Here is a 20,137-nt window from a genome sequence, read left to right on the forward strand (position 1 = left end):
CAATTCGTTCTGAACGTATTTTACGAATTAACCTAATCGCGGCTAGTGGGTCGCTCCTGATTCTTCGGACCCGGATCGACGAGGCTCCCGCGGCGGTCTTCGTCGATCCGATCAACGGCGCGAACCGAGGCGTCAGGGGACGGGCGCTGGGTCCTGGGAAATTTCCAGAGGCCGGACAGCCACACGCCCTGACGGCCTCTCGAGGCGACCCTCCGGGCCGAGGGATCGGCCAGACGTTGGACCAGTTCGGGACTCCAGTAAGCGCGGCGTCGGGAGACGAGGATCCAGTCGGCCTCCGGGACGGCCGACTCGTCGCGGATCACGACGTCCCGACGCACCAGCGCGGCGGTGGTCGTGGCGACGCCCTGGCCGGGGTAGAGCGTGGGAGCGAGCGCGACCACCTCGCCGGGCTCGACCCGTCGCGCCAGCTCGTCGAGCAAGAGGCGGTCGACGGCGTCCCCCCAGTAAGTCGGCTCCAGGCCCAGCCGCTCGGCCCCGGGGAGGCCGCCGACCAGCAGGTTGTAGTAGCTGAGACCGAACGGGTGCATGGACGCCGCCCCGTAGGCTTGACCGAGCATCAGCCCGACGAGCGCCGCGCGGCCCGCGCGGAAAGCCCCCCAACGTCGCCATGCGGCGGCGAAACCGAAGCCCGCGAGCATCGCCCACGCCGGGAAGACGAGCAGGAAGAGCCGCTCGCCGTCGTACACCGGGACCCGCATGCTGAACAGGAGCAGGAACAGCAGCACCGACGCGATGAGAAGTGCGGGGAATGGGTCCTCGCGTCTTTCCCGCCAGCCCCGAGCGACGCCGACCGCGCCCATAACGTGCAGCAGAATCGGGACGGTCACGGCGAAATAGAGCCAGGGGTAATGCCAGGGGACGTCGCGGTCGGCCCAGATCCGCCCGAAGTACTCGACCCGGATCGACGCCCGGACGACGCCCGTCCCCCAGAACGCCCCCCAGCGCGGGAACGTTTCGTACCAGAGCCAGGGCCAGCCCGCCACGAAGACCAGCACGCCCACGGCCCCCCAGGCCGACACCAAGCCCAGGGCCTTCGCGGGCCGCAAACGGATCAAGGCCCAGGCCAGAATAAGCGGAACCAGGAACCACGCGTGGATCTTGGTCAGCAGGGCCAGTCCCCAGAGGACGCCGGCGGCGAGCATCACGGGGAGGGGCCTCCGGGCGTCGACGGCCCGCGCGGCGGCCAGAAGCGCGAGGGTCCAGAAGAGGCCGAGGAACGTGTCGAGGGCCGCCAGGTGGGCGTGGCCGAAGACGCGGGGCATGACGAGGAGGGTCCAGGCCGACGCGATCCCCGCCGCGGCCCCCCATCGCCGGGCGGCCTCGGCGGCGATCAGGCCGACGAGGACCGCGAAGGCCAGGGCGGGGGCGACTCGACCCGACAGGACGTAGAGCCCGGTCGGGTCGGGCCCGAAGATCCAGGCTTCAAACGGCTCCAGGGCCTTCGAGGCGATCCCCAGCAGCCAGCGGCCCAGCGGCGGATGCTCGGCATTGTCGCGGAAGAGCGCGTCGACGTTAGCCCGCTCGAAGAACCGCCAACCGGCCCGTTGCAGCAGGGCGACGTAGTCTCGTCCTGGACGGACGTCGAGCGGTTCGTCGATCGTCAGGCCCGGCCCGCGGAGGGTGGCGAGCGTCAGGAGGGCCGCGAGGAGGCCGGCGGCCAGGCCGAGACGCCGGTGCGGCGTCGGGTTCGGGCTCACGGCCGGGGTCCGTCGGAGATCGCGGCGGGGAGCCCGGCCGCGAGGTCTGGGGTCGGCGTCAAGTCGGCCCTCGGGCCCGGCGGGTTGCGCATCGCGTCGGGGTCTCGCGTCGTCTGCGTGGCGTCGGCGTGGCTCCCCATCGTACGGGCCGACGCGTGGGTCTGAACAGGGGGGGCCGGAAATGCCGGCGAGCCCGGGCCGCCCGCCTCCTCGACCTTTTGAGAGGTCGGGGGGGCGGGCCGCTCGGGCTCGACCGTCCGGAGAACCGCTAGGCTGGGTCGGCGTCGGGTCCCCGGAGCGACGCGCGACCCTCGGCGATCCGATCTCAGGGCTCTTCGGACTTCTTCTGCGAGATCAGCCTACGGATCCGCTCGGCGAGCAGGGCGCCGTCGAACGGCTTCTTGAACCCGTCGTTGAATCCGAGCGAGAAGATCTCCTCGCCGGGCTCGTCGCTGGTCAAGGCCAGGAGGATGGTCGACTGATGGTCCGGGCTCTTGCGCAGGTTCTGCGCGATCTGCCCGGCCTCGATCCGACCGAGGGCCATATCGATGATGATGCAATCGGGATGGAAGCTTTCGGCGCGGATGCCGGCTTCAAAGCCCGACGCAGCAGTCTCGATCCGGAAATCGTCGCCTTCGCGGAGGTGATCCCGGAGAACGGCCTGGAGCGGGGCGTCGGCCCCGACGACCAGGATCTTATTGTAGACCTCGGCCTCGAGATCGCCCAAGGGCATTCCATGCTCCTTGAGGAACCGCAGGAGGTGCTCCCGCGGAATCCGGCGATCCTGAGAGCCGGGGATGCGATATCCTCGCAAGCGTCCGGAATCGAACCACTTGCTCACGGTCCTAGGCGCGACTTTGCAAATCTTCGCGACCTGGCCGGTTGTAAACACCTTTTTCATCTCGAGGACTCCACTCGCCCTGATGGGTGCGAGGCCACGGAGGCTTCCTCCTCCCTCCGGATAGGAACCACGTCGGCTGGCGCCGGCAGGGGTCAGGCTTTCGCGATCCACCGTCCCGTCTCCGGGGCGGCGTCTCGTTCGAGGCCGAGATCCCTCCCAATCGCTCCGACCCTTCCCCTGTTCTTTATCGCCCCGGGTGACAGCGTTCCTACAACTCGAATCAAGACTCAAGTTTTGAAAAGCCGTATGTCGGATCCCGCCGCCCTTCTCCATCGCTGGCGAAGGACCTTGGGAACCCGACACCCCGGTTCGAGCAAGCTCGGGGGGCCTCCCACTCCTGTTCGAAGCGGAAGGCGGTCCGACTCCGCAACCATCAAGGGCGTCTCGCTCGCTTCCTTGCCGTAGCGGACCTGACCGTCAGGACTATTATTCGAGCCGCGCGGCCTGGGACTTTAGAAGCGACAAAGAGTAGTCGTCGCACCCCGGATGATCCGAGGGGTGGCGCGGGTCGCAAGGGGGGCTGCGGCCGGGGCCTGGGAGGTCGAGACGTGGTGGGGCGGGGGGCCCGGAGGCCCCGCGCCGGGCGACGGCTGGCGTCGACTCGGCGAAGGGGACCTCGGGGGCGTGGCGGGGCGTGGAGAAGCCTTGGCGGTTATTCGCCGCGACGGCGGAAGACCTCGAAGATCCGGGGCCGACCGCCGCGCCGGGACGGCTCGTCGTCCGAGGCTGCGGCGGGCTCGCCCGAGGTCTTCTGGAGCGCGTCATCTTTCTTGGCGGTCGACGGCTTCGCCGACGCTTCCGCCTCGGCCGGCTCGGCCTTCGCCGCCGGGTCGGATTTCGCAGCCGGGTCGGCCTTGGCGGCCGTGTCGTCGGAGTCGGCCTGGGCGACGGGGGTCTTGTCGGCCTTGGGGCTGTCGTCGTCGTCTCCCCGGCCGCGGAACGTGAACATGCGCCGAAGGAAGGAGCCCGAGGTCTGCTTGACCTCATCGTCCACCTTGGGAAGCTCGTCCTTGCCCAGCAGGGCCTTGGACAGGTACTGCATGTTCGCCTGGGGGACCGAGTCGATGTACAGAGGACCGGGGAGGTTCTTCTGCTTCTCGGCGGCCTCGAGGATCGCGACGACCTCGGGGTAGGTGGCTCCCAGGCGGGCGACGTGGCGAATGACCTCGCCGATCTCCAGGGAGCTGCGGACCTTCACGTCCTGCTCGCCGAATTGGCTGGGGACGATCTTGGAGATGTCCACCGCGTCGTCGTGGTCGGCCGCGTTGAGGAGGATGTCCCCCTGGCCGAGCACGAGCGGGGGCTGGAGATCCTGGCCGCGACCGAAGACGACGATCTCGGAGCGTCGGGACCGCGAGACGTGGACGACCGCGGGCCCCTCGGTCTCGACGATGTAGAGGGCGAACGGGTCTTCCGGACGGGGACGGCGGCGAGAGATGATCGACATCGCCATCGCGTCCGTGGCCTCCTCGTCGATCTCCTCGCTCGGAGGGGCGTCGAGGATGCGGACCTGGCCGAGCATGGCGTCGCCCGGGTCCAGGGTCCGCAGGGCGTTGAAGGCGCCGTAGCGGACCTCGATGTCGTCCTCGTTCATCAGGTGCCGGAGGCGGACCCGGGCGGTGTCGTCCTCCATGGCGGCGAGCGCGGCCAGGGCGTACGCCCGGTACTGCTTCATCGAGACGGCCGTTTCGCCCAGGATTTTCACGCCGCTGGCCTCATCCAGATAGGCGAGGGCCTCGGCGGCGAAGAATCGGACGTGGGGATCGTCGCTCTGGAGGCCGGCCTCCAGCGCCTGCGAGGCCGAGGGGCCGAGCGACTCCAGCTTCAAAGCGGCGACGCCCGCCGTCTTGGGGTCGAGCAGCTCGCGGGCGGTCGACGCCAGCCGCTGCTCGCGGAGTTCGGGGGTGTCGACCATCGGCAGAAGCTGGACCACGCGGAAGTAGCGCTCCTGGTTCTGGTGGTAGACCGCCGGGACGCGAAGCTCCAGGTAGGTGTCGGTCTTGGCCGTGCTGGCCCCCTTCTGCTGCCCGCGCTCGTTCTGATGGAACCGTTCGTTGACGACCTTCTCCACCATGCCGGCGTTGCGGATGAAGCGGCGGTTGTCCTTGAGGATCAGCTTGTAGGGGTGGTCCTTCTTGGCCCGCCCCCCCCCGAGCACCCGGCCGGACTTGGGATTCTCCGGATTCTTGGAGTCGCCGATCATGACGGGGCCCGCGGCGATCGCCAGGTCGCTGCCCGTCTTGGGCGTGCCGCCGGCCACGAGGACCTCGCGGAGCCGGGTGTTCATCAGATAGCCGCCGGCCAGGCTCTTGACCGAGCTGGCCGGGGGGAGTTCCAGCTCGACGTCGAAGCGGTCGCGCGGCGAGGCGCCGGTCGGGATCTTCATCCGCACGATCACCAGCGCGAACTGCTTGCTCTCCAAAAGCTTGCTGGCGTGCTCCACGCCCGCCTTGCTCATCTCATCGACGAGCTGGTCTCGATGCCAGGACGGCGGGGCATCGCCGCCGGTGCCGTCCAGGCCGGAGACCAGGCCGACCCCCTCGACGGCGACTTCGCCGTTCTGGAAGACGTACGCCAGGTCGCCGACGGACTCGTCGACCTTCGGCGCGCCCTCCGCCGCCGCCTTTTTCTTCAAAGGCCCCGCGCCGGCCTGACTGCCCGCCAGGGCCGCGATCGCGACCAACGCACCCAACGCCCAGGAAGCCCTGGGGATTGTCCGACGCATGGACCCGCCTCCTTGCCTACCGCTCGGGGAGAACCCCCGGACTCGCCTTCAAGAGATGAATGAAGACGTGTCACTCGCGCAAATACGCCCGCCCACGTCCCTGTGGCGCAGGCGCCGCGGGTCCAGTTCGGACCCACTCTCGGCGGAATCTAGTCCCGACCAGGGCTCCCGTCAAGGCGAAGTCGGGACTTCATCCCGACCGCATTTCTCGGCGATCGGCCCATTCCGGGAAGCTTCGCAGGATGACGGGAAGCCTCGTCTCGCCGCCGGCCCCGTGCCGGGCCCCGCCCTCGACGTGGCGATCCAGCCAGCGGTCCCCTCGCGGGAACCCCGCCGGATCGACGTCCTCGGCGATCCGATCGAATCGAACGGACGGCCTTGCAGTTCGGTCCCTTCGGGGTCGATCTTCGCCCACCAGCCGGGGTTGTCGCAGGTCGTGGTCGCGACGCCGTGATGGTGCTCTCGGTCGCCTTCGCCCTTCCGGTCAGGCTCGCGAGGGCCGTCCCGGTCGGACGACGTCCCAGCCTCGGGCGCGGGCGAGCTTGAGAAGCCGCGAGCCGGGGTGGACCACCGCCGCCCGACCCACCCGTTCGAGCAAGGCGCGGTCGCTCCAGTTGTCGGCGTAGGCGGCGGCCCGCTCCATCGCCAGCCCGTAGCGGGCGGCCCATTCCTCGGCCCAGAAGAGCTTCCCCTCGCCGTAGCAAGGGGGGCCGCCCCCCACGCCGACCAGCCGCCCGCGATTGATCACGACCTTCGTCGTCAGCGAGTCGGCGCAGCCCAAAAAGATGCGGAGAGGCTCGATCACCAGCCCGGGCGAGGACGAAACCAGCACGAGCGGCGTCCCCATCTTGCGAAGGCCGTTGAAGTGGTCGACGACCCCGGGATAGAGCCGGGGTCTGACGTGCTCCACGAAGTTCTCGTAGGCGATCCGCTCCAGCTCCACGATCGGGATCGAGGCGATGCCCTTCAGCCCATAGGCGATCAGCGCCCCGTAGTCGAGCCGGCCGAAGCGGTGCTGGAGGCCGTGATACAGGGCGCGGAGCAACGACGACCGGCGGAGCAGACCCCGGCGCATCAGGATGCGGGCGAACAGATACGTCGTCGTCTCGGCGAGAAGGGTGCCGTCGACGTCGATGAACGCCACCGAAGGCGGCTCGTCGTAGGTCGGCCAGCCCCCCTCGGCCTCGGTCCTGGGTCCCCTCTCGATCATGATCGATCTTCCCCGCCCGTCACCTGACGACCCACCCGATCGGCCAGGGCGCGCGCGTCGGCCGGCTCGGCGGCCTCGGCGATGACCCGGACGATCGGCTCCGTATTGCTGGCGCGGACATGCACCCAGCGGTCCTTCCAGGTCAGTCGGAGGCCGTCGCGGCGGTCGGCCTCGGCCCCCTGGTTCGCGGCGGCGATCCGGTCCCAGAGCCCGGCGATCGCGTCCGGCCCGAGCCCGGGGGGCAGGGGGGACTGGTCCTTCACCATCGCGAATCGAGGAAGCCCGTCGACCCAGGCCGACAGCGGCTTCGACGCCGGCCCCGAGGCGAGCAGGTCGAGCGTCAGGGCCATGCCGACGAAGCTGTCGCGGACCAGGCCCACGCGGGGGTCGATCACGCCGCCGTTCCCCTCGCCGCCGATCACCGCCCCGTTCGCCAGCATCGCCTGGACGACGTGGATCTCGCCGACCGGCGTGCGGATTACCGGGCATCCCCGCTCGCGGGCCAGCGCCTCGGTGGTCATGGAGGTGGACAGGTTGAGCACGACGGGACCCGTCGCCTGTTCGAGCCGACGGGCGGCGGCCAGGGCGAGCGTCAGCTCCTCGCCGATGTAACGCCCTTGCTCGTCGACCAACGCCAGGCGGTCGGCGTCGGGGTCTTGCGCGAAGCCGACGGCGGCGCCCACGGCGGGGACGAGGCGAGCGAAGTCGGCCAGGTTCTTCGCGGTGGGCTCGGGCGTGTGGTCGTATCGGCCGTCGGGCTCGCCCCCCAGGACGATCGCCCGGCATCCCAGGCGTTCGAGCAGGACCTTGGCCAGCCGGCCCCCCGAGCCGTGGCAGGCGTCGAGCGCCACGGTGAACTTGCGGGCGCGGATGGCGTCGACGTCGACGACGCCGAGCACCCGCTCCAGGTGGACCGCGTCGGGATCGTCCAGCTCCCTGATCCGCCCCAGGCCGTCGAACGGGGCCCAGGCGAAATCCTTGCGCTGCCAGCGGTCGAGCACGCCGCGGCCCGACTCGGGGCTCAGGACCATGCCGGCGGGCTGGAAGAATTTGAGGCCGTTGTACTCGGGAGGGTTGTGGGAGGCCGAGATCTGCACGCCCCCCGCCGCCCCCCGCTCGCGGACGAGGACCCCGACCGTCGGCGTAGCGGTCGCGCCGACCTTCCAGACCTCGCGACCGACGCCGGCGATCCCGGCCGCGACCGCCGCCTCGAACACCGGCGCGGTGAGCCGACCGTCATGGCTGAGGACGATCGCCCCCGGTTCGCACTGGCTGGCGTAAGCCGCCGCGAATTCCAGGGCCGCCGCCGGGTCCAGACCGTCCCCCACCCATCCCCGGATACCGGACACGCTCGCGATCCGCGTTCCCTTCACGACTCCGCCGTCCTTCCAGATTCCTCGGTGCAAAATCAGATGGGCGTTCGCGACCGACGCCCCGGCCGACAAGTCTACGGCGCGCGGGGCGGCGACGCCCAGCCCCCACGACCTGGAGACGCCCGCGAGAGCCCGCCCGCTCAGGCGGCGTGCAGGCCGATCCCCAGCAGGATCAGGCGCAGGGCCTCGCGCTGCTCGGCCGTGATCCGATGATCCCGGCGGAGGGCCTCGACGTCCTCCAGGCAGCGGTCCAGGGCCAGGCCCACCCCAGGCCTCGCGGCGTCCCGGGCGATCCTCCCCACGCACGCGACCACTCGATCAGGGCAATCGACGACGCTGGTCATGGCGTTCTCCTCCTTGAGAGCCTCGGGACGATCTCGGACGGCCGGGCCGGCGTCCGCTCGGGCGAGCGTAGCGGGGCGCGTCTCGGTTCGGCCATCTTCCTCGGTGCTGCGGGCAGGATGCCCCGCCCGGCGCGGGCTGTCAAGCGAAGAATCCCGGTACGGCGACCGACGGCGCTGGACTTGGATCGGCCGCCGCGCGGTGTTAGCCTGGACGGCCTGAGTCCCACAACCCGAAATTGCCTCGACATCCGGAAAGGACGCGGCGGTCATGGCCGTGGATAGGAACGACGAGCCCCGCGGCGCGCTCGTCGAATTGCTGAAGCGAGACGCCCTCCGCGTCGGCCAGTTCACCCTGGCGAGCGGCCGAAGCTCGCATTACTACATCGACGGCCGCAAGGTCACCCTGGGCGCCGAGGGCGCGAGGCTCATCGGCCGGGGCGTCCTCGACGTGCTGGCCGAATATCCCGGGATCGCCGCCGTCGGCGGCCTCACCCTGGGCGCCGACCCGATCGTGGGAGCCGCCCTGGCGCTCGCCCCCGAATCCGGGATGCCCGCGCTGCGGGGCTTTCTCGTCCGCAAACAGACCAAATCCCACGGCACCGGCAATCTCGTGGAGGGCCCGCTCGAACCGGGCTCGACCGTGGCGATCGTCGACGACGTCGCGACCACCGGCGGCTCGTCGTTGCAAGCCGTCGACGCCGTCGAAGCCCTCGGCTGCAAGGTCGCCGTCGTGGTCGCCGTCCTCGACCGCCTCGAAGGGGCGGCCGAGACCTTCGCCGCTCGAGGCTTGACCTTCCGCAGCCTCCTGAACATCCGCGACCTCGGCGTCGAGCCCCTCGCCCGCGCGTGACGGCCGCGACGGCGGATGGGAGGCCGGCCCCCGATCAAGGACGATCCTCGGAATGGAAACCAGCCTGCATCGCCAGTTGAAGGAACATTTCGGAACGCTCCACGGCGGCCGTTGCGAGGTCGCCGTGGAGGGGTTCCGGATCGACGCCGTCGACGAGGAGGGCGTCCTGATCGAGATCCAGTCCGGCGGGCTGGGAAGCCTGAAGCCCAAGCTGAGAAGCCTGCTTCCCAACCATAGGGTCCGGGTGGTGAAGCCCATCGTCCTGCGCCGGACGGTCGTCCGCCGCGATCGTCCCGACGGTCCGGACCTTTCCCGACGGCGAAGTCCCCGGCGCGGGACGTTCGCGGACGTCTTCGACGACCTCGTCGGCCTGGCCCCCCTCCTCCCCGACCCGAATCTCAGCATCGAGTTTCTGGGGGTGACCGTCGAGGAAATCCGCGTGACGAGGCGGCGGCGGCCGGGTTATGTCGTCGCCGACCGCCACCTCGAGTCCATCGTCGAGGGCCAGATCGTCGGCGAGCCGGCCGATCTCTGGCGTCTCCTCCCGGTCGGATTTCCAGGTTCCGAGCCCTTCACGACCGCCGACCTTGCGCGAAAACTGGGCAGGCCTCGCTTCTTTGCTCAGCGAATCGCGTACTGCCTGCGAGTCGGTGGTGCAGCCCAGTTGGTGGGCAAGCATGGCAATAGTCTGGTCTATCGAGCCTCGGGGAGCATCGCTGTAACGGCTTGAGCGACGGCCGGCTCATCGAGGGCCGCATGGCGGGAGCGGCGGGGGAGGGGGGAGGGGGGAGGGGAGTATCGGGCGGGAGAGGCGAACACACCCGGGCGACGTCGGCCGGGGGGCGAGTTCGAGTTCGGGTTCAGATCTTGGGATTGATGACGACGAGCTGGCGAGAACTGGCACCCTGACCTTGAGCCGACGCCGGAGCCAACGCCCCACCGTTATAGAGCAGCCGGAGATTCCGGCGAGCCCGGTCCCAATGTCGACTTTCCAGATGCTCAAGCCCCTCGTGGTACGACCCGACGGTCGACCCGTTGGAGCGGGAGGATGAGGTGGAATTCATATCTTGGCCTATCGTCCTTAAGTCCATCATCGGCCTGTATTTCGCGAGATTCGTCTCGCACGCGAGGCTGTATCGGGAAAGAAAGCGCACCGGCCCGGGGCCGGGGGGGAGACGACCGATCCTCGTGAAGCGGCGGTCGGCCGCAAGAACGCGAGGCGTCCTCAGGTGGTCGATCGTAGACATCCTTCGCTGGGGGGACGGGTGAGTCCCCGGTCAGCGGAATCGCAAGCCTCAAGCTCAAGAGACGCCGGGCGTCCAACATGGCGAGGCGAGGAGGAAGGGACCCACCGAAGGATCGCCGATTCCGATGTATGCGTCAACAAGTACGGGGCCTCGGTCCAACCATCGTACGATGTGAAACCGCATGGGCCAACCTCCTTGCGCGGTATGCTCGCGGGGCCTCGGAGAAAGCCACTACATCCTGGTACGCATAGGAGCCGACGAGCATAGCCACCTTTTCCAGATCGGCGGTCGAACGGGAACTCGAGAAGGAGCATCTGAGGCCGAGGTCTTGGTTCATCCCCGGAGGTTGAGACGCCTCAGAATCCTAGCAAATACCGCGCCTGAAGAGGACAGCCCCATGACGTCGGCGAGATTTGAAGCCTGAGGACCGATGCAGGAGGGGAATGGGGATCAGCCCCACCTCGAACATCGGGCCGGAAGCCCGTCCGCTTTGTAAGAAGCGGATGACTCGAAGACAAAAGTTACAGGTCCGGAACGCACCTGTCAAATAAAAAAGCGACGAGACCATGATTCTTTTGGGACCTCCGTCGACTCGAGCCCGACGCGCGCCTCTCGTGGGGGCTGGCGCGAGCGGGGCCTCGCCGTCTATAGTAGAATAGAGGGCGGCGACGGCCTCCAGGTTCGCGGCGTGGAGGGGCGACGCCGAGGCTTGCGTCCATGGGGAACGGCATTCATGGGTCTCGTCGGTGGGCCGGTCGATCTGGAACTCTCCCTTCGTGAGCGGTTCGGGCTGCGGGATTTCCGTCCCGGACAGCGCGAGGTCATCGAGTCGGTCCTCGCGGGCCGGGACGTCCTCTGCGTGATGCCGACGGGCGGCGGCAAGAGCCTCTGCTACCAGCTCCCGGCCGTCGTGACTCCCGGCCTCACGCTGGTCGTCAGCCCGCTCATCGCCTTGATGAAGGATCAGGTCGACGCCCTCACCGCGCGCGGGGTGCGCGCCACCCTCCTGAACTCCACCATCGACCCGGCCGCCCAACGGCAGCGGATGGAGGAGATCGAGGCCGGGCTCTACGACATGGTGTACGTCGCCCCCGAGCGGTTCCGCAGCGGCCGCTTCACGGCGATGCTCCAACGGGTCCCCCCGGCCCTGCTCGCGATCGACGAGGCCCACTGCATCAGCCAGTGGGGGCACGACTTCCGGCCCGACTACGCGCGCCTGGGGGAGGCCCGACGGCGGATCGGCTCGCCTCCTTGCATCGCGCTCACGGCCACGGCCACCGACGTCGTCCAGCGCGACGTGGCCGAGCAGCTCGGCCTGATCGACCCGCGACTCTTCGTCACCGGGTTCGACCGTCCCAACCTCCGCTACGTGGTGGCCCGGACCGGCCGCGACGAGGCCAAGCTCGAGGAGCTGAGCCGCACCCTGGAGCGGTTCCCCGGCCCCTCGGTGATCTACGCCTCCAGCCGGGCCCGTTGCGAATCGGTGGCGGGCTACGTCGCCAAGGAGCTGCGCCGGGAGGTCGTCGTCTACCACGCCGGGCTGGATCGCGAGGCCCGGTCGAAGGCCCAGGACGATTTCATGAGCGGCGACGCCGACGTGGTGGTCGCCACCAACGCGTTCGGCATGGGGGTCGACAAGCCCGACATCCGCTCGGTCATCCACTTCAACATGCCGGGCACGATCGAGGCTTATTACCAGGAGGCCGGTCGCGCCGGCCGCGACGGCGGGGCCTCGGTCTGCGTGCTGCTCTACTCGGCCGGCGACCGGCGGCTCCAGGAGCTGTTCATCGAGAACGAGTTCCCCCCCAAGCCGGTCGTCCACCAGATCTACGACTTCCTGCGGTCGCTCGACGACGACCCGATCGAGCTGACCCTGACCCAGATCCTGGAGCGATCGGGCGTGGACGTGAAGGAGTCCGGGGTGGGCGCCGCGCTCAAGATCCTGGACGACGCCGGGGCGATCGAAAAGTTCTCGCCGCGTGAAAACATGGCGATCGTCCGCTTCAATCTCGAGGCCGAGGAGGCCGAGGGGAGCCTGGTGGACCGCGTCAGCGCGCAGGCGCCGGTGAAGCGGGCGGTCCTGGCGGGGCTGGAGGCGATGGCGAGGGGCCGCGTGGGCGAGCCCTGCTACTTCCGCCCCGACGAGCTGGCCGCCGCGTTGGGCCTCGACCGTGCGGCCCTCAACCGGGCCGTCAAGGGGCTGACGGCCGAGTTGCCGATCGACTATATCCCGCCGTTCCGGGGCAACGCCCTGCGGGTGATCGACCGCGACCGCAAGCCGCGCGACCTGGATATCGACTTCCGCAAGCTGGACGTCCGCAAGCGGCACGAGTACGAGAAGCTCGACCGCATGACCCAGTACGCGATGAGCCCGATCTGCCGACGGTCGCTGATCCTCAGCTACTTCGGCGAGAAGGCCAACCTCTCGGAGCCCTGCGGCGGGTGCGACAACTGCCGGTCCGACGACGGCGGCGGGGGAGTGGCCGTCACCGTCGTCGACTCTCCCGAAGCTCGTGAGACCATCCAGAAGATCCTCTCGGGAGTCGCCCGCGCCAAGGGTCGGTTCGGCAAGACGTCCGTCGCCCAGATGCTCGCCGGGTCGGACTCCGAGCGGATGGCCCGGAGCGGCCTGCAAGCCCTGAGCACCTTCGGCATCCTCCGCCAGAGCGGCCTGACCCATCGCGAGATCGCCGACCTGATCGACGCGCTGGGGGGGGTCGGATTGATCGAGAGCCAGGCCGTCGCCGACTTCAAGCCCGTGGTCTCGCTCAGCGAGGCCGGCTGGGCCTGGCTCCGCGACCGCGAGGCCCCCCCCTGAGCCTGGCCCTCCCGCGCGACGCCGCCCGCAAGTTCGCCGCGGTCCACGGCCTGGCGGCCCCGCCGGCGGCCTCCTCGACCTCCTCAACTCGGTCTTCGTCCTCCCCAGCCCGCGAGACCTCCGAAGCGTCCGACCTGAGCGGCGATCCGCTCTGGGAGCGACTCAAGGGCCTCCGCCAGCAGTGGGCGAAGGAGTCCAAGCAACCGGCCTACTGCGTCTTCACCAACCAGACGATGGAGGCCCTCGTCCGCCAACGTCCCACGTCCCCCGCCGCCCTCGGCGAGATCAAGGGGCTGGGCCGAGCCCGGATCGATCGCTACGGCGACGCCCTCCTCGAAGCCGTCGCCGGCGCCCCGGCCCCGACGCCGGTCGAAATGGAGGACGAACCGGTCGCGAAGCCGACGCCCAGGCCGAAACCCGCCGAGCCCAGCCCGGTCCAGCCGACGGCCGTCGAAGCGAAGTCGAAGCCCCGGCCGACGAAGCCCGAGGAGCCGACGCCCTCGCCCCGAGTGACGACCCCGGCCGCGACCCAGGCCGAGAAACCACCGGCCGCGACCCTCTCGCCCCCCCCCTCGACGGCTTCCGATCGGGTCTCGACCGAGGAGTGGACGTGGCGGTTGGTGGATCGAGGCTTCTCGATCGAGGAAGCGGCGGCGATCCGGGGGCTGGACGCGTCGGTCGTGGCCCGTCATCTGGTCTGGATGGTCCGCCGGGGGAAGCCGCTGGACCCGTCGGCGATCGCGCCGGCCGAGGTCGTCGCCGAGTGGGACGCCTGGATGGCCGAGCATCCCGAAGGCGAGGCCCCCGCCGAACCGGCGGACCGCGCCCATCTTTGGCCCCTCTTCCGCGTCTGCCGGACGGGCCGCTGACCCGAGCGCCGAGAAAGGGCGATGATGTCGAACTGGGAGTTGCTGATCCGCCTGACGACCGCCGCGCTGCTCGGAGGGGCGATCGGCATCGATCGGCTCCGGGCCGACAAGGCCGCCGGACTCCGCACCCATATGCTCGTCGGCCTGGGCTCGGCCCTGTTCATGATCGTTTCGAGCCGCGGCTTCGACGAGGTGCTGAGGCCGTCGCTGGTCCGGCTCGACCCGTCGCGAGTCGCCTCGCAGGTCGTCTCCGGGATCGGCTTCCTGGGCGCGGGGGCGATCCTTCGTCGCCATGAGGCGGTGCACGGGTTGACGACGGCGGCCAGCGTGTGGACGGTCGCCGCGGTGGGGCTGGCGGTCGGCGGCGGCCTCTACCTCGCGGCGGTCGCCGCGACCGCCGTCGCGCTCATCGTCCTCACAGCCCTGAGGTGGGTGGAGGATCGATTTCGCGGCCGACCCGTCTCGAGGTCGATCACGATCCTCGTCGAGAGCCGCGAGGCCGCCGTGCGGCTGGTCGACGAGGCGTTCGTCAAGCCGGGCCTGGAGGTGCTGGAATACCGCATCCGCCCCGACGAACGTCGGGCGGGCCTCCGCATCGACGCGACCGTCGATCGCATCGCCGACGCCGAACTCCTGGCCCTGACGGCCGGTATCCAGGAAACCAAGGGGGTGCTCGAGGTGTCTTACAGCGGGAGAGTGAAATGACGCGACGATTTGGGGCCTGGGGCCTGGGATGGGTCGTCGCCGCGGCGATCGGCCTCGGGGGATCGAGCACGAGAGGCGAGGACCTGAACGCGACGTCCCTTGAGGCCAGGATCCCCTCGGCATCCGCCCCGATCCCGAATCGGCTCCGTTTCGACTCCATCGGCCTGTCGATCCCTTCGCCCCACCAGCCGGGGAAGATCCCGGTCGTGTTCATCCACGGCCTTTGGATCGGCCCGCGCTGCTGGGAGCCGATGATCCGCGCCCTGGAGGCCGACCGCGAAGTCGCGGCCGCCTACCAGTTCTGGACGTTCGGCTACGCATCGGGCGACCCGCTCCCGTATTCGGCCTACCAACTGCGGACTGCGCTCGACGAGGCGCGCGGTCGGCTCGACCCCGACCGGTCCGACCACGCGTTCGACCGGATGGTGGTGGTTGGCCACAGCATGGGGGGCCTGCTGGCGAAGCTCGTGGCCGTCGACAGCGGCGATCGATTCTGGCGACACGCCAGCGACTCCACCCCGGACCAGCTCGCCGGCGACTCTGGGGACGCCGACCTGGCGCGGCAAACCCTGATCTTCCGGGCGCGGCCGGAGATCCGGACGGTCGTGTTCATCGCCACCCCCCACCGGGGAGGGACGGCCGACCAGTGGCTCCTGCACGACGTCGCCACCCGACTGGTCCGCAAGCCCGACCCGCTGATGAAGGCGTACGCGAGGCTGATCGCCGCGAATCCGCCCGAGTTCTTCAAGGCTTCATTCCGAACGGGCCTGGTCACCAGCATCGACCAGATGCGCTGGGACTCGCCGACCCTCGCCGACCTCCTCGCCCTGACGCCGCCGTCGTCGGTCGCGATGCACTCGATCATCCCGGTCAAGAACGGCCCTCTCGGCCCCGGCGGCGACGACGGCATCGTGGCCTTCGCGAGCGCCCACCTGGACGGCGTCGCGTCCGAGACCATCGTCCCGGCGGGCCACTTCTGCCTGGAGAATCCCGCGGCCATCGCCCGCCTTCGACGAATCCTGGCCGACGCTGCGAGCCCCGGGAAGGACGATGCCCCCGGATTTCAACTTGCGGTTCCATCGGAGGTTAGGTAGAACCGGGTCAGGAATCGATCCGCATCGGGTTGATTTTCGGCGAGGAACGTCCCGACAATCGTCTCTAGATGGACGACGGCGAACCTTGCACCCCCAGCACGAAGCACACTCCGCACCCATCATGAAGGACGACATCAAGGCCCCTGGCTCCGCGTCGCAGCCCGCCGCCGAAAACGGCCCGGGCGTGCTGGCGCGTTCCTACAAGGCGAAGGCCGGACCGGCCGCGATGGCCCTGGTCATCGGCCTGGCCGCCCTGACCGCCCAGGCGTCCGAAACGGACCTCGTGCGCGACATCCAGCGCTACTGCACGGTCTGCTGGCGCAACGCCCGGCTCGACCCCCGGCTCTGGGACGACTGCACCCAGGAAGTCTGCTGCCGCCTCCTCACCAAGGCGCGCGACGGCCGGCTCGACCTCGGCCAGGTCCTCTCCGATGACACGCCCGAACGCCGCGAACTCGTCCGCGCCATCGACATGGTGCGCAAGCGCGTGCAACGGGCCAAACGGCACCAGCCGATCGACGCCCTCGCCCTCCCGGCCCCCGATACGGACCAACGCCAACGCGAGCGCCTGGAACTCGGCGAGATCCTCGAATCGGCCCGACGCGCCGTCCTCTCGCCCCGACAGGACCGCATCGTCGAGCTTTGGATGCGCGGCTGGTCCGTCCCCGAGATCGGAACCGACCTGGGCATCCCCGTGAACCGGGTCAGCGACGAGAAGTACAAGGCCCTCCGCAAGCTGGAACTCCACCTCCGCAACGGTCATGACGAGCTGGAGGCGTTCACCCAGACCCAGGCCCGCGCCGAGAACGATCGCCGCGAGACCGCCTGAGCAAGCCCGATTCGATACCAGCCCTCGGCACCCCGCCGAGCGGTTGGGGGGACGACGAACCTGATGGTCGTCGTCCCGTGTCGTTCGGGCCTATTTCAATTGCCGGACGGCCTCCAGCACGGCTTCCGCATGACCGGGAACCTTGACCTTCGGGAACACGCGGGCTACCTTCCCGTCTCGGTCGAGCACGTACGTCGTCCGCTCGACCCCCATGTACTTGCGCCCGTACATGCTCTTCTCCTTCCAGACGCCGTAGGCCTCGCAGACCGTCTTGTCGACGTCGGCCAGCAGCGTGAAGGGGAGCTCGTACTTGCCGACGAACTTGGCGTGCGAGGCCGACGAATCCGGGCTGATGCCGAGGATCGTCGCGCCGGCCGCCTCAAAGTCCGGGAAGCCGTCGCGGAAGCCGCAGGCCTGCTTGGTGCAGCCCGAGGTGTCGTCCTTGGGATAAAAGTAGAGCACGACGGGCCCACCCTTGAGGGAGGAGAGCTGGATCGGCTCTCCAGCCTGGTCCGGCAGCGTGAAATCGGGGGCGGGGTTCCCCTCAGCGATCATGAGACGGTCCTTACCGTAAGAGGTTCGGCGTTTTCCGAATGCTAGCAGCCCCTCCAGGCCTCCTCAAGACGAACATGAAGTCGAGGCGGCCGGCGGTTTGGTTGCGATCGGCCGGGCCCCCCGCTGGTTGATCGGTCGCCCTGTTGAAGTGGAGCAGGACCCAGGTCGTCGCGGCTTCGGAGCGTCCTGCGACGAGGCGCGAAACGGATGTCGACAGGGGTTGTGGTCCGCGCGAGGTCCCCCTATCCTCGGAAGGTCCCGCGCGGGAGGGTTGGCATCAGCCCGACCGAGCGGTCGTATCCAGGGCGGATCATGCGGAGGGGTGGATTCATGACGGGCGTCCGGAAGTTCGTCCTGTGGGCTGTCGTGGCATCGGCGACGGCGAACGGGGCCTGGGCCTGCACGAACATCCTGGTGGGCCGCAAGGCGTCGCGAGACGGCTCGGTCATGATCACCTACTCGTCCGACATCACGATCATGCCCCGGCTCCTGCGAATTCCCGGCGGCGAGCACAAGCCGGACGAGACCGTCGAGGTCAAGGGCTGGGAGTCGGACGAGGTCCGGGGCCGCATCCCCCAGGCGGCGCGGACGTACTCGGTCGTCGGCCTGATCAATGAGCATCAGGTCTCCATGGGAGAGACCACCACCGGCGGTCGCCGCGAGTTGCGCGACCGGAAGGGCCTGCTCGACTACGACGCCCTGATGCTCCTGGTCCTCCAGCGCGCCAAGACCGCGCGCGAGGCGATCGCGCTGGTGGATTCGCTCTGTCGCGAGCATGGCTACGGCAGCGCGGCCGAGACGCTTTCGATCGCGGACAGGGACGAGGCCTGGATCATGGAGCTGATCAACAAGGGCCCGGACCAGAAGGGGATCGTCTGGGTCGCCGCTCGCGTCCCGGACGACTGCATCACGGCGCACGCCAACATGAGCCGGATCACCACCTTTCCCCTGGACGACCCGGAGAACTGGCTCCACGCCCCCGACGTGATCTCGTTCGCGGTCGAGAAGGGGTATTTCGACCCGAAGGCCGGCAAGCCGTTCAGCTATCGCGACGCCTACCACCCGGACCACGGCCCCTCCGCCCGACGCGCCTGCGCCGGGCGGGTCTGGAGCATCTATCGCCGCTCCGCCCCCTCGGCGAACTTCTCCGACGCCTGGTTCCGGGGCGAGGACGGCGTCGAGGACTATCCCCTGTTCATCAAGCCGGACCAGCCCCTCTCCGTCCGCGAGGTGATGGGCCTGATGCGCGACCACTTCGAGGGCACCCCCTACGACATGACCCAGGGAGTGGACGCCGGCCCGTTCAACAGCCCCTTCCGGCTCCGGCCCCTGGTCTTCCACGTCGACGGCAAGGAGCACATGTGGGAACGCCCGATCTCGGCCCCGCACGCCGGGTTCACCGTCGTCCACCAGAGCCGGGCGAGCCTGCCGGACGCCGTCGGCGGCGTGACCTGGTTCACCCCGGACGACGCCTCCACGTCATGCTTCACCCCGCTCTATTGCTCGATGGACGCCCTGCCGCCGTCGTACATCGCGGGGGATTACCAGAAGTTCTCCTGGCAATCGGCCTTCTGGATCATGAACCTGGTCTCCAATCTCGCCTACGACCGCTGGTCCCACGTCTACCCGGACGTCCAGGCCGCCCAGGCGAAGCAGGAAGAGGCGCTCCTCAAGATGCAGCCGATCATCGAGGAAGCCGCCGCCAAGCTCGTCGCGACCGACCCCGCCCTGGCGCGGTCGTTCCTGACCTCGTACAGCACCTCCACGGCCGAAAACGTCTTCCACGGCTGGCAAGCCCTGGCGGAAACCATCCTCGCCCGCCACCTCGACGGCTACATCAAGGACGCCGACGGCGAAGCCCAGGAAACCGGCTACCCTGAAGAGTGGCTTCGCCACGTCGTCAAATCACGCCCCGGTCAGTTCTCGGTCCCCTCCAAAATCGGCCTGACCGACTACTGACACGCCCCCTACCTGAGTGGCCCCCCCGACGGGATGACCGCCGAGGACCTTCCGAGCGTCGAATTCGAGCACGATCGGCGAACCTTCGAGCTTCGAGAGGGTCGTATCCTGACCGTCCCGATCGAGCAGTGGGCTTCGTCGCCTGGCGTCGGGCCGGTCGCCGGCGTCGAGAGGAGGATGGGCGTGGGAAGCGTGGAAGTCTTCGACCATACGGCCGACCTCGGCCTTCGCATCACCGCCCCCGATCTCGACGACCTCTTCCGCTCGGCCGCCGAGGGGCTGTTCGACGTGGTGACCGCCGACCGATCGACCATCCAGGCGCGCGAGGAGGAGGCGGTGGAGCTGACCTCCGACTCCTCCGAACGGCTCCTCGTCGACTGGCTCAACGAGCTGATCTTCCGCGTCGAGACCCGCCACTCCCTCTACGCCCGCTTCGACGTCCACGTCGCCCCCGACGGCCGCTCCCTGACCGCCGTCATCACCGGGGAACCGATCGATCCCGACCGCCACGAACTCGACCACGAGGTCAAGGCCGCCACCTACCACGGCCTGGTCCTGGAGCGGAAAGACGCCGGTTGGTTCGCCGAGGTGATCGTCGACATCTGAACCGCCCCGACCACCCCGGATTGGCTTCGATCCCAACGCCCCTTGAACCAGGCCGATCAACGTAAAGTCCTGATTCGACAATCATTTAGGCCAGAACCTCGGAGCCCGAAATTGGCTTCGTTCGGCGCTTTTCGCGAACTGCGCCGGAGCCGTCGGTCGCGGCCTCCCCGGGCCGGCCCACCGAATCCAGAATGGCTTCGATCACTGCGGCCGTCGAAGGAAGCCATTCGACGCAAACCCTTTTCACAGATTCGTTTAACCCTGGAATTCTCGGCCGAAGATTGGCTTCGTTCGGCGCTTTTCGCTGTGCACGGCGGCCGCCCCGGTCGGCCCG

General features: G+C 69.1%; 16 protein-coding genes and 1 pseudogene. 8 read left to right on the forward strand and 9 right to left on the reverse strand.

Annotation, left to right across the window (positions count from 1 at the left end; all coding sequences use genetic code 11):
- Nucleotides 1-32 precede the first annotated feature (32 nt).
- The 7 genes and pseudogenes from VT85_RS07435 to VT85_RS07465 form a co-directional block, all read right to left on the reverse strand.
- Entirely contained in the window at nucleotides 33-1,718 is a 1,686-nt protein-coding gene (locus tag VT85_RS07435) for an ArnT family glycosyltransferase (RefSeq protein ID WP_068412749.1), read from the reverse strand.
- Nucleotides 1,719-2,043: 325 nt separating this feature from the next.
- Nucleotides 2,044-2,619: a helix-turn-helix domain-containing protein gene (locus VT85_RS07440; RefSeq protein WP_068412753.1), complete on the reverse strand. Its 576-nt coding sequence runs from the start codon at nucleotides 2,617-2,619 to the stop codon at nucleotides 2,044-2,046.
- A 652-nt stretch (nucleotides 2,620-3,271) separates the two neighbouring features.
- On the reverse strand, nucleotides 3,272-5,344 hold the full coding sequence (locus VT85_RS07445) for a flagellar basal body P-ring protein FlgI (RefSeq protein WP_082858424.1): 2,073 nt from the start codon (nucleotides 5,342-5,344) through the stop codon (nucleotides 3,272-3,274).
- 171 nt (nucleotides 5,345-5,515) lie between these two features.
- Nucleotides 5,516-5,809: pseudogene (locus VT85_RS29970) on the reverse strand (Imm53 family immunity protein); the annotation flags it as partial.
- A 19-nt stretch (nucleotides 5,810-5,828) separates the two neighbouring features.
- Nucleotides 5,829-6,554 carry an HAD family hydrolase gene (locus VT85_RS07455; RefSeq protein WP_068412763.1) on the reverse strand — a complete coding sequence of 242 codons (726 nt, stop codon included), beginning with the start codon at nucleotides 6,552-6,554 and terminating at the stop codon, nucleotides 5,829-5,831.
- Nucleotides 6,551-7,903 carry a phosphoglucosamine mutase gene (gene glmM / locus VT85_RS07460; RefSeq protein ID WP_231871475.1) on the reverse strand — a complete coding sequence of 451 codons (1,353 nt, stop codon included), beginning with the start codon at nucleotides 7,901-7,903 and terminating at the stop codon, nucleotides 6,551-6,553. Before glmM ends, VT85_RS07455 begins: the two co-directional genes overlap by 4 nt.
- Before the next feature lie 164 nt (nucleotides 7,904-8,067).
- A complete protein-coding gene (locus VT85_RS07465) occupies nucleotides 8,068-8,271 on the reverse strand; it encodes a hypothetical protein (protein WP_068412765.1) in 204 nt (67 codons plus the stop codon).
- A 268-nt stretch (nucleotides 8,272-8,539) separates the two neighbouring features.
- On the opposite strand from VT85_RS07465, the gene pyrE reads away from it, so the two are divergent.
- Nucleotides 8,540-9,121, forward strand: coding sequence for an orotate phosphoribosyltransferase (gene pyrE / locus VT85_RS07470; RefSeq protein ID WP_068412767.1), 582 nt, complete (start codon nucleotides 8,540-8,542; stop codon nucleotides 9,119-9,121).
- A 34-nt stretch (nucleotides 9,122-9,155) separates the two neighbouring features.
- Here pyrE and VT85_RS27430 read toward each other — a convergent pair whose 3' ends face one another.
- Nucleotides 9,156-9,800, reverse strand: a complete 645-nt coding sequence (locus VT85_RS27430) for a hypothetical protein (protein WP_156512727.1) — start codon at nucleotides 9,798-9,800, stop codon at nucleotides 9,156-9,158.
- Nucleotides 9,801-11,101: 1,301 nt separating this feature from the next.
- Here VT85_RS27430 and VT85_RS07480 point away from each other — a divergent pair.
- The 5 genes from VT85_RS07480 (at nucleotide 11,102) to VT85_RS07495 (ending at nucleotide 16,683) form a co-directional block, all read left to right on the forward strand.
- The gene (locus VT85_RS07480; RefSeq protein WP_156512728.1) at nucleotides 11,102-13,186 is read left to right on the forward strand and encodes a RecQ family ATP-dependent DNA helicase; all 2,085 of its coding nucleotides are present in this window, start codon (nucleotides 11,102-11,104) and stop codon (nucleotides 13,184-13,186) included.
- Nucleotides 13,187-13,320: 134 nt separating this feature from the next.
- Complete coding sequence (locus tag VT85_RS27435) at nucleotides 13,321-14,055, forward strand: HRDC domain-containing protein (RefSeq protein ID WP_231871511.1); 735 nt, start codon at nucleotides 13,321-13,323, stop codon at nucleotides 14,053-14,055.
- Nucleotides 14,056-14,076: 21 nt separating this feature from the next.
- Nucleotides 14,077-14,760 (forward strand): MgtC/SapB family protein, encoded by a 684-nt coding sequence (locus VT85_RS07485; RefSeq protein ID WP_068412779.1) that lies wholly within the window; start codon nucleotides 14,077-14,079, stop codon nucleotides 14,758-14,760.
- Nucleotides 14,757-15,854, forward strand: a complete 1,098-nt coding sequence (locus VT85_RS07490; protein WP_068412781.1) for an esterase/lipase family protein — start codon at nucleotides 14,757-14,759, stop codon at nucleotides 15,852-15,854. Before VT85_RS07485 ends, VT85_RS07490 begins: the two co-directional genes overlap by 4 nt.
- Nucleotides 15,855-15,939: 85 nt before the next feature.
- Nucleotides 15,940-16,683, forward strand: a complete 744-nt coding sequence (locus tag VT85_RS07495) for a sigma-70 family RNA polymerase sigma factor (RefSeq protein WP_197491151.1) — start codon at nucleotides 15,940-15,942, stop codon at nucleotides 16,681-16,683.
- 90 nt (nucleotides 16,684-16,773) lie between these two features.
- Here the strand turns inward: VT85_RS07495 and bcp are convergent, their stop codons facing one another.
- The gene (gene bcp, locus VT85_RS07500; RefSeq protein WP_068412786.1) at nucleotides 16,774-17,238 is read right to left on the reverse strand and encodes a thioredoxin-dependent thiol peroxidase; all 465 of its coding nucleotides are present in this window, start codon (nucleotides 17,236-17,238) and stop codon (nucleotides 16,774-16,776) included.
- A gap of 330 nt (nucleotides 17,239-17,568) precedes the next feature.
- On the opposite strand from bcp, the gene VT85_RS07505 reads away from it, so the two are divergent.
- Complete coding sequence (locus VT85_RS07505; protein WP_068412789.1) at nucleotides 17,569-19,197, forward strand: dipeptidase; 1,629 nt, start codon at nucleotides 17,569-17,571, stop codon at nucleotides 19,195-19,197.
- 177 nt (nucleotides 19,198-19,374) lie between these two features.
- Entirely contained in the window at nucleotides 19,375-19,803 is a 429-nt protein-coding gene (locus tag VT85_RS07510) for an archease (RefSeq protein WP_068421586.1), read from the forward strand.
- The last annotated feature ends 334 nt before the right edge of the window (nucleotides 19,804-20,137 follow it).

It is taken from the genome of Planctomyces sp. SH-PL62 (genome assembly GCF_001610895.1).
In the GTDB taxonomy this organism is placed as follows: domain Bacteria; phylum Planctomycetota; class Planctomycetia; order Isosphaerales; family Isosphaeraceae; genus Paludisphaera.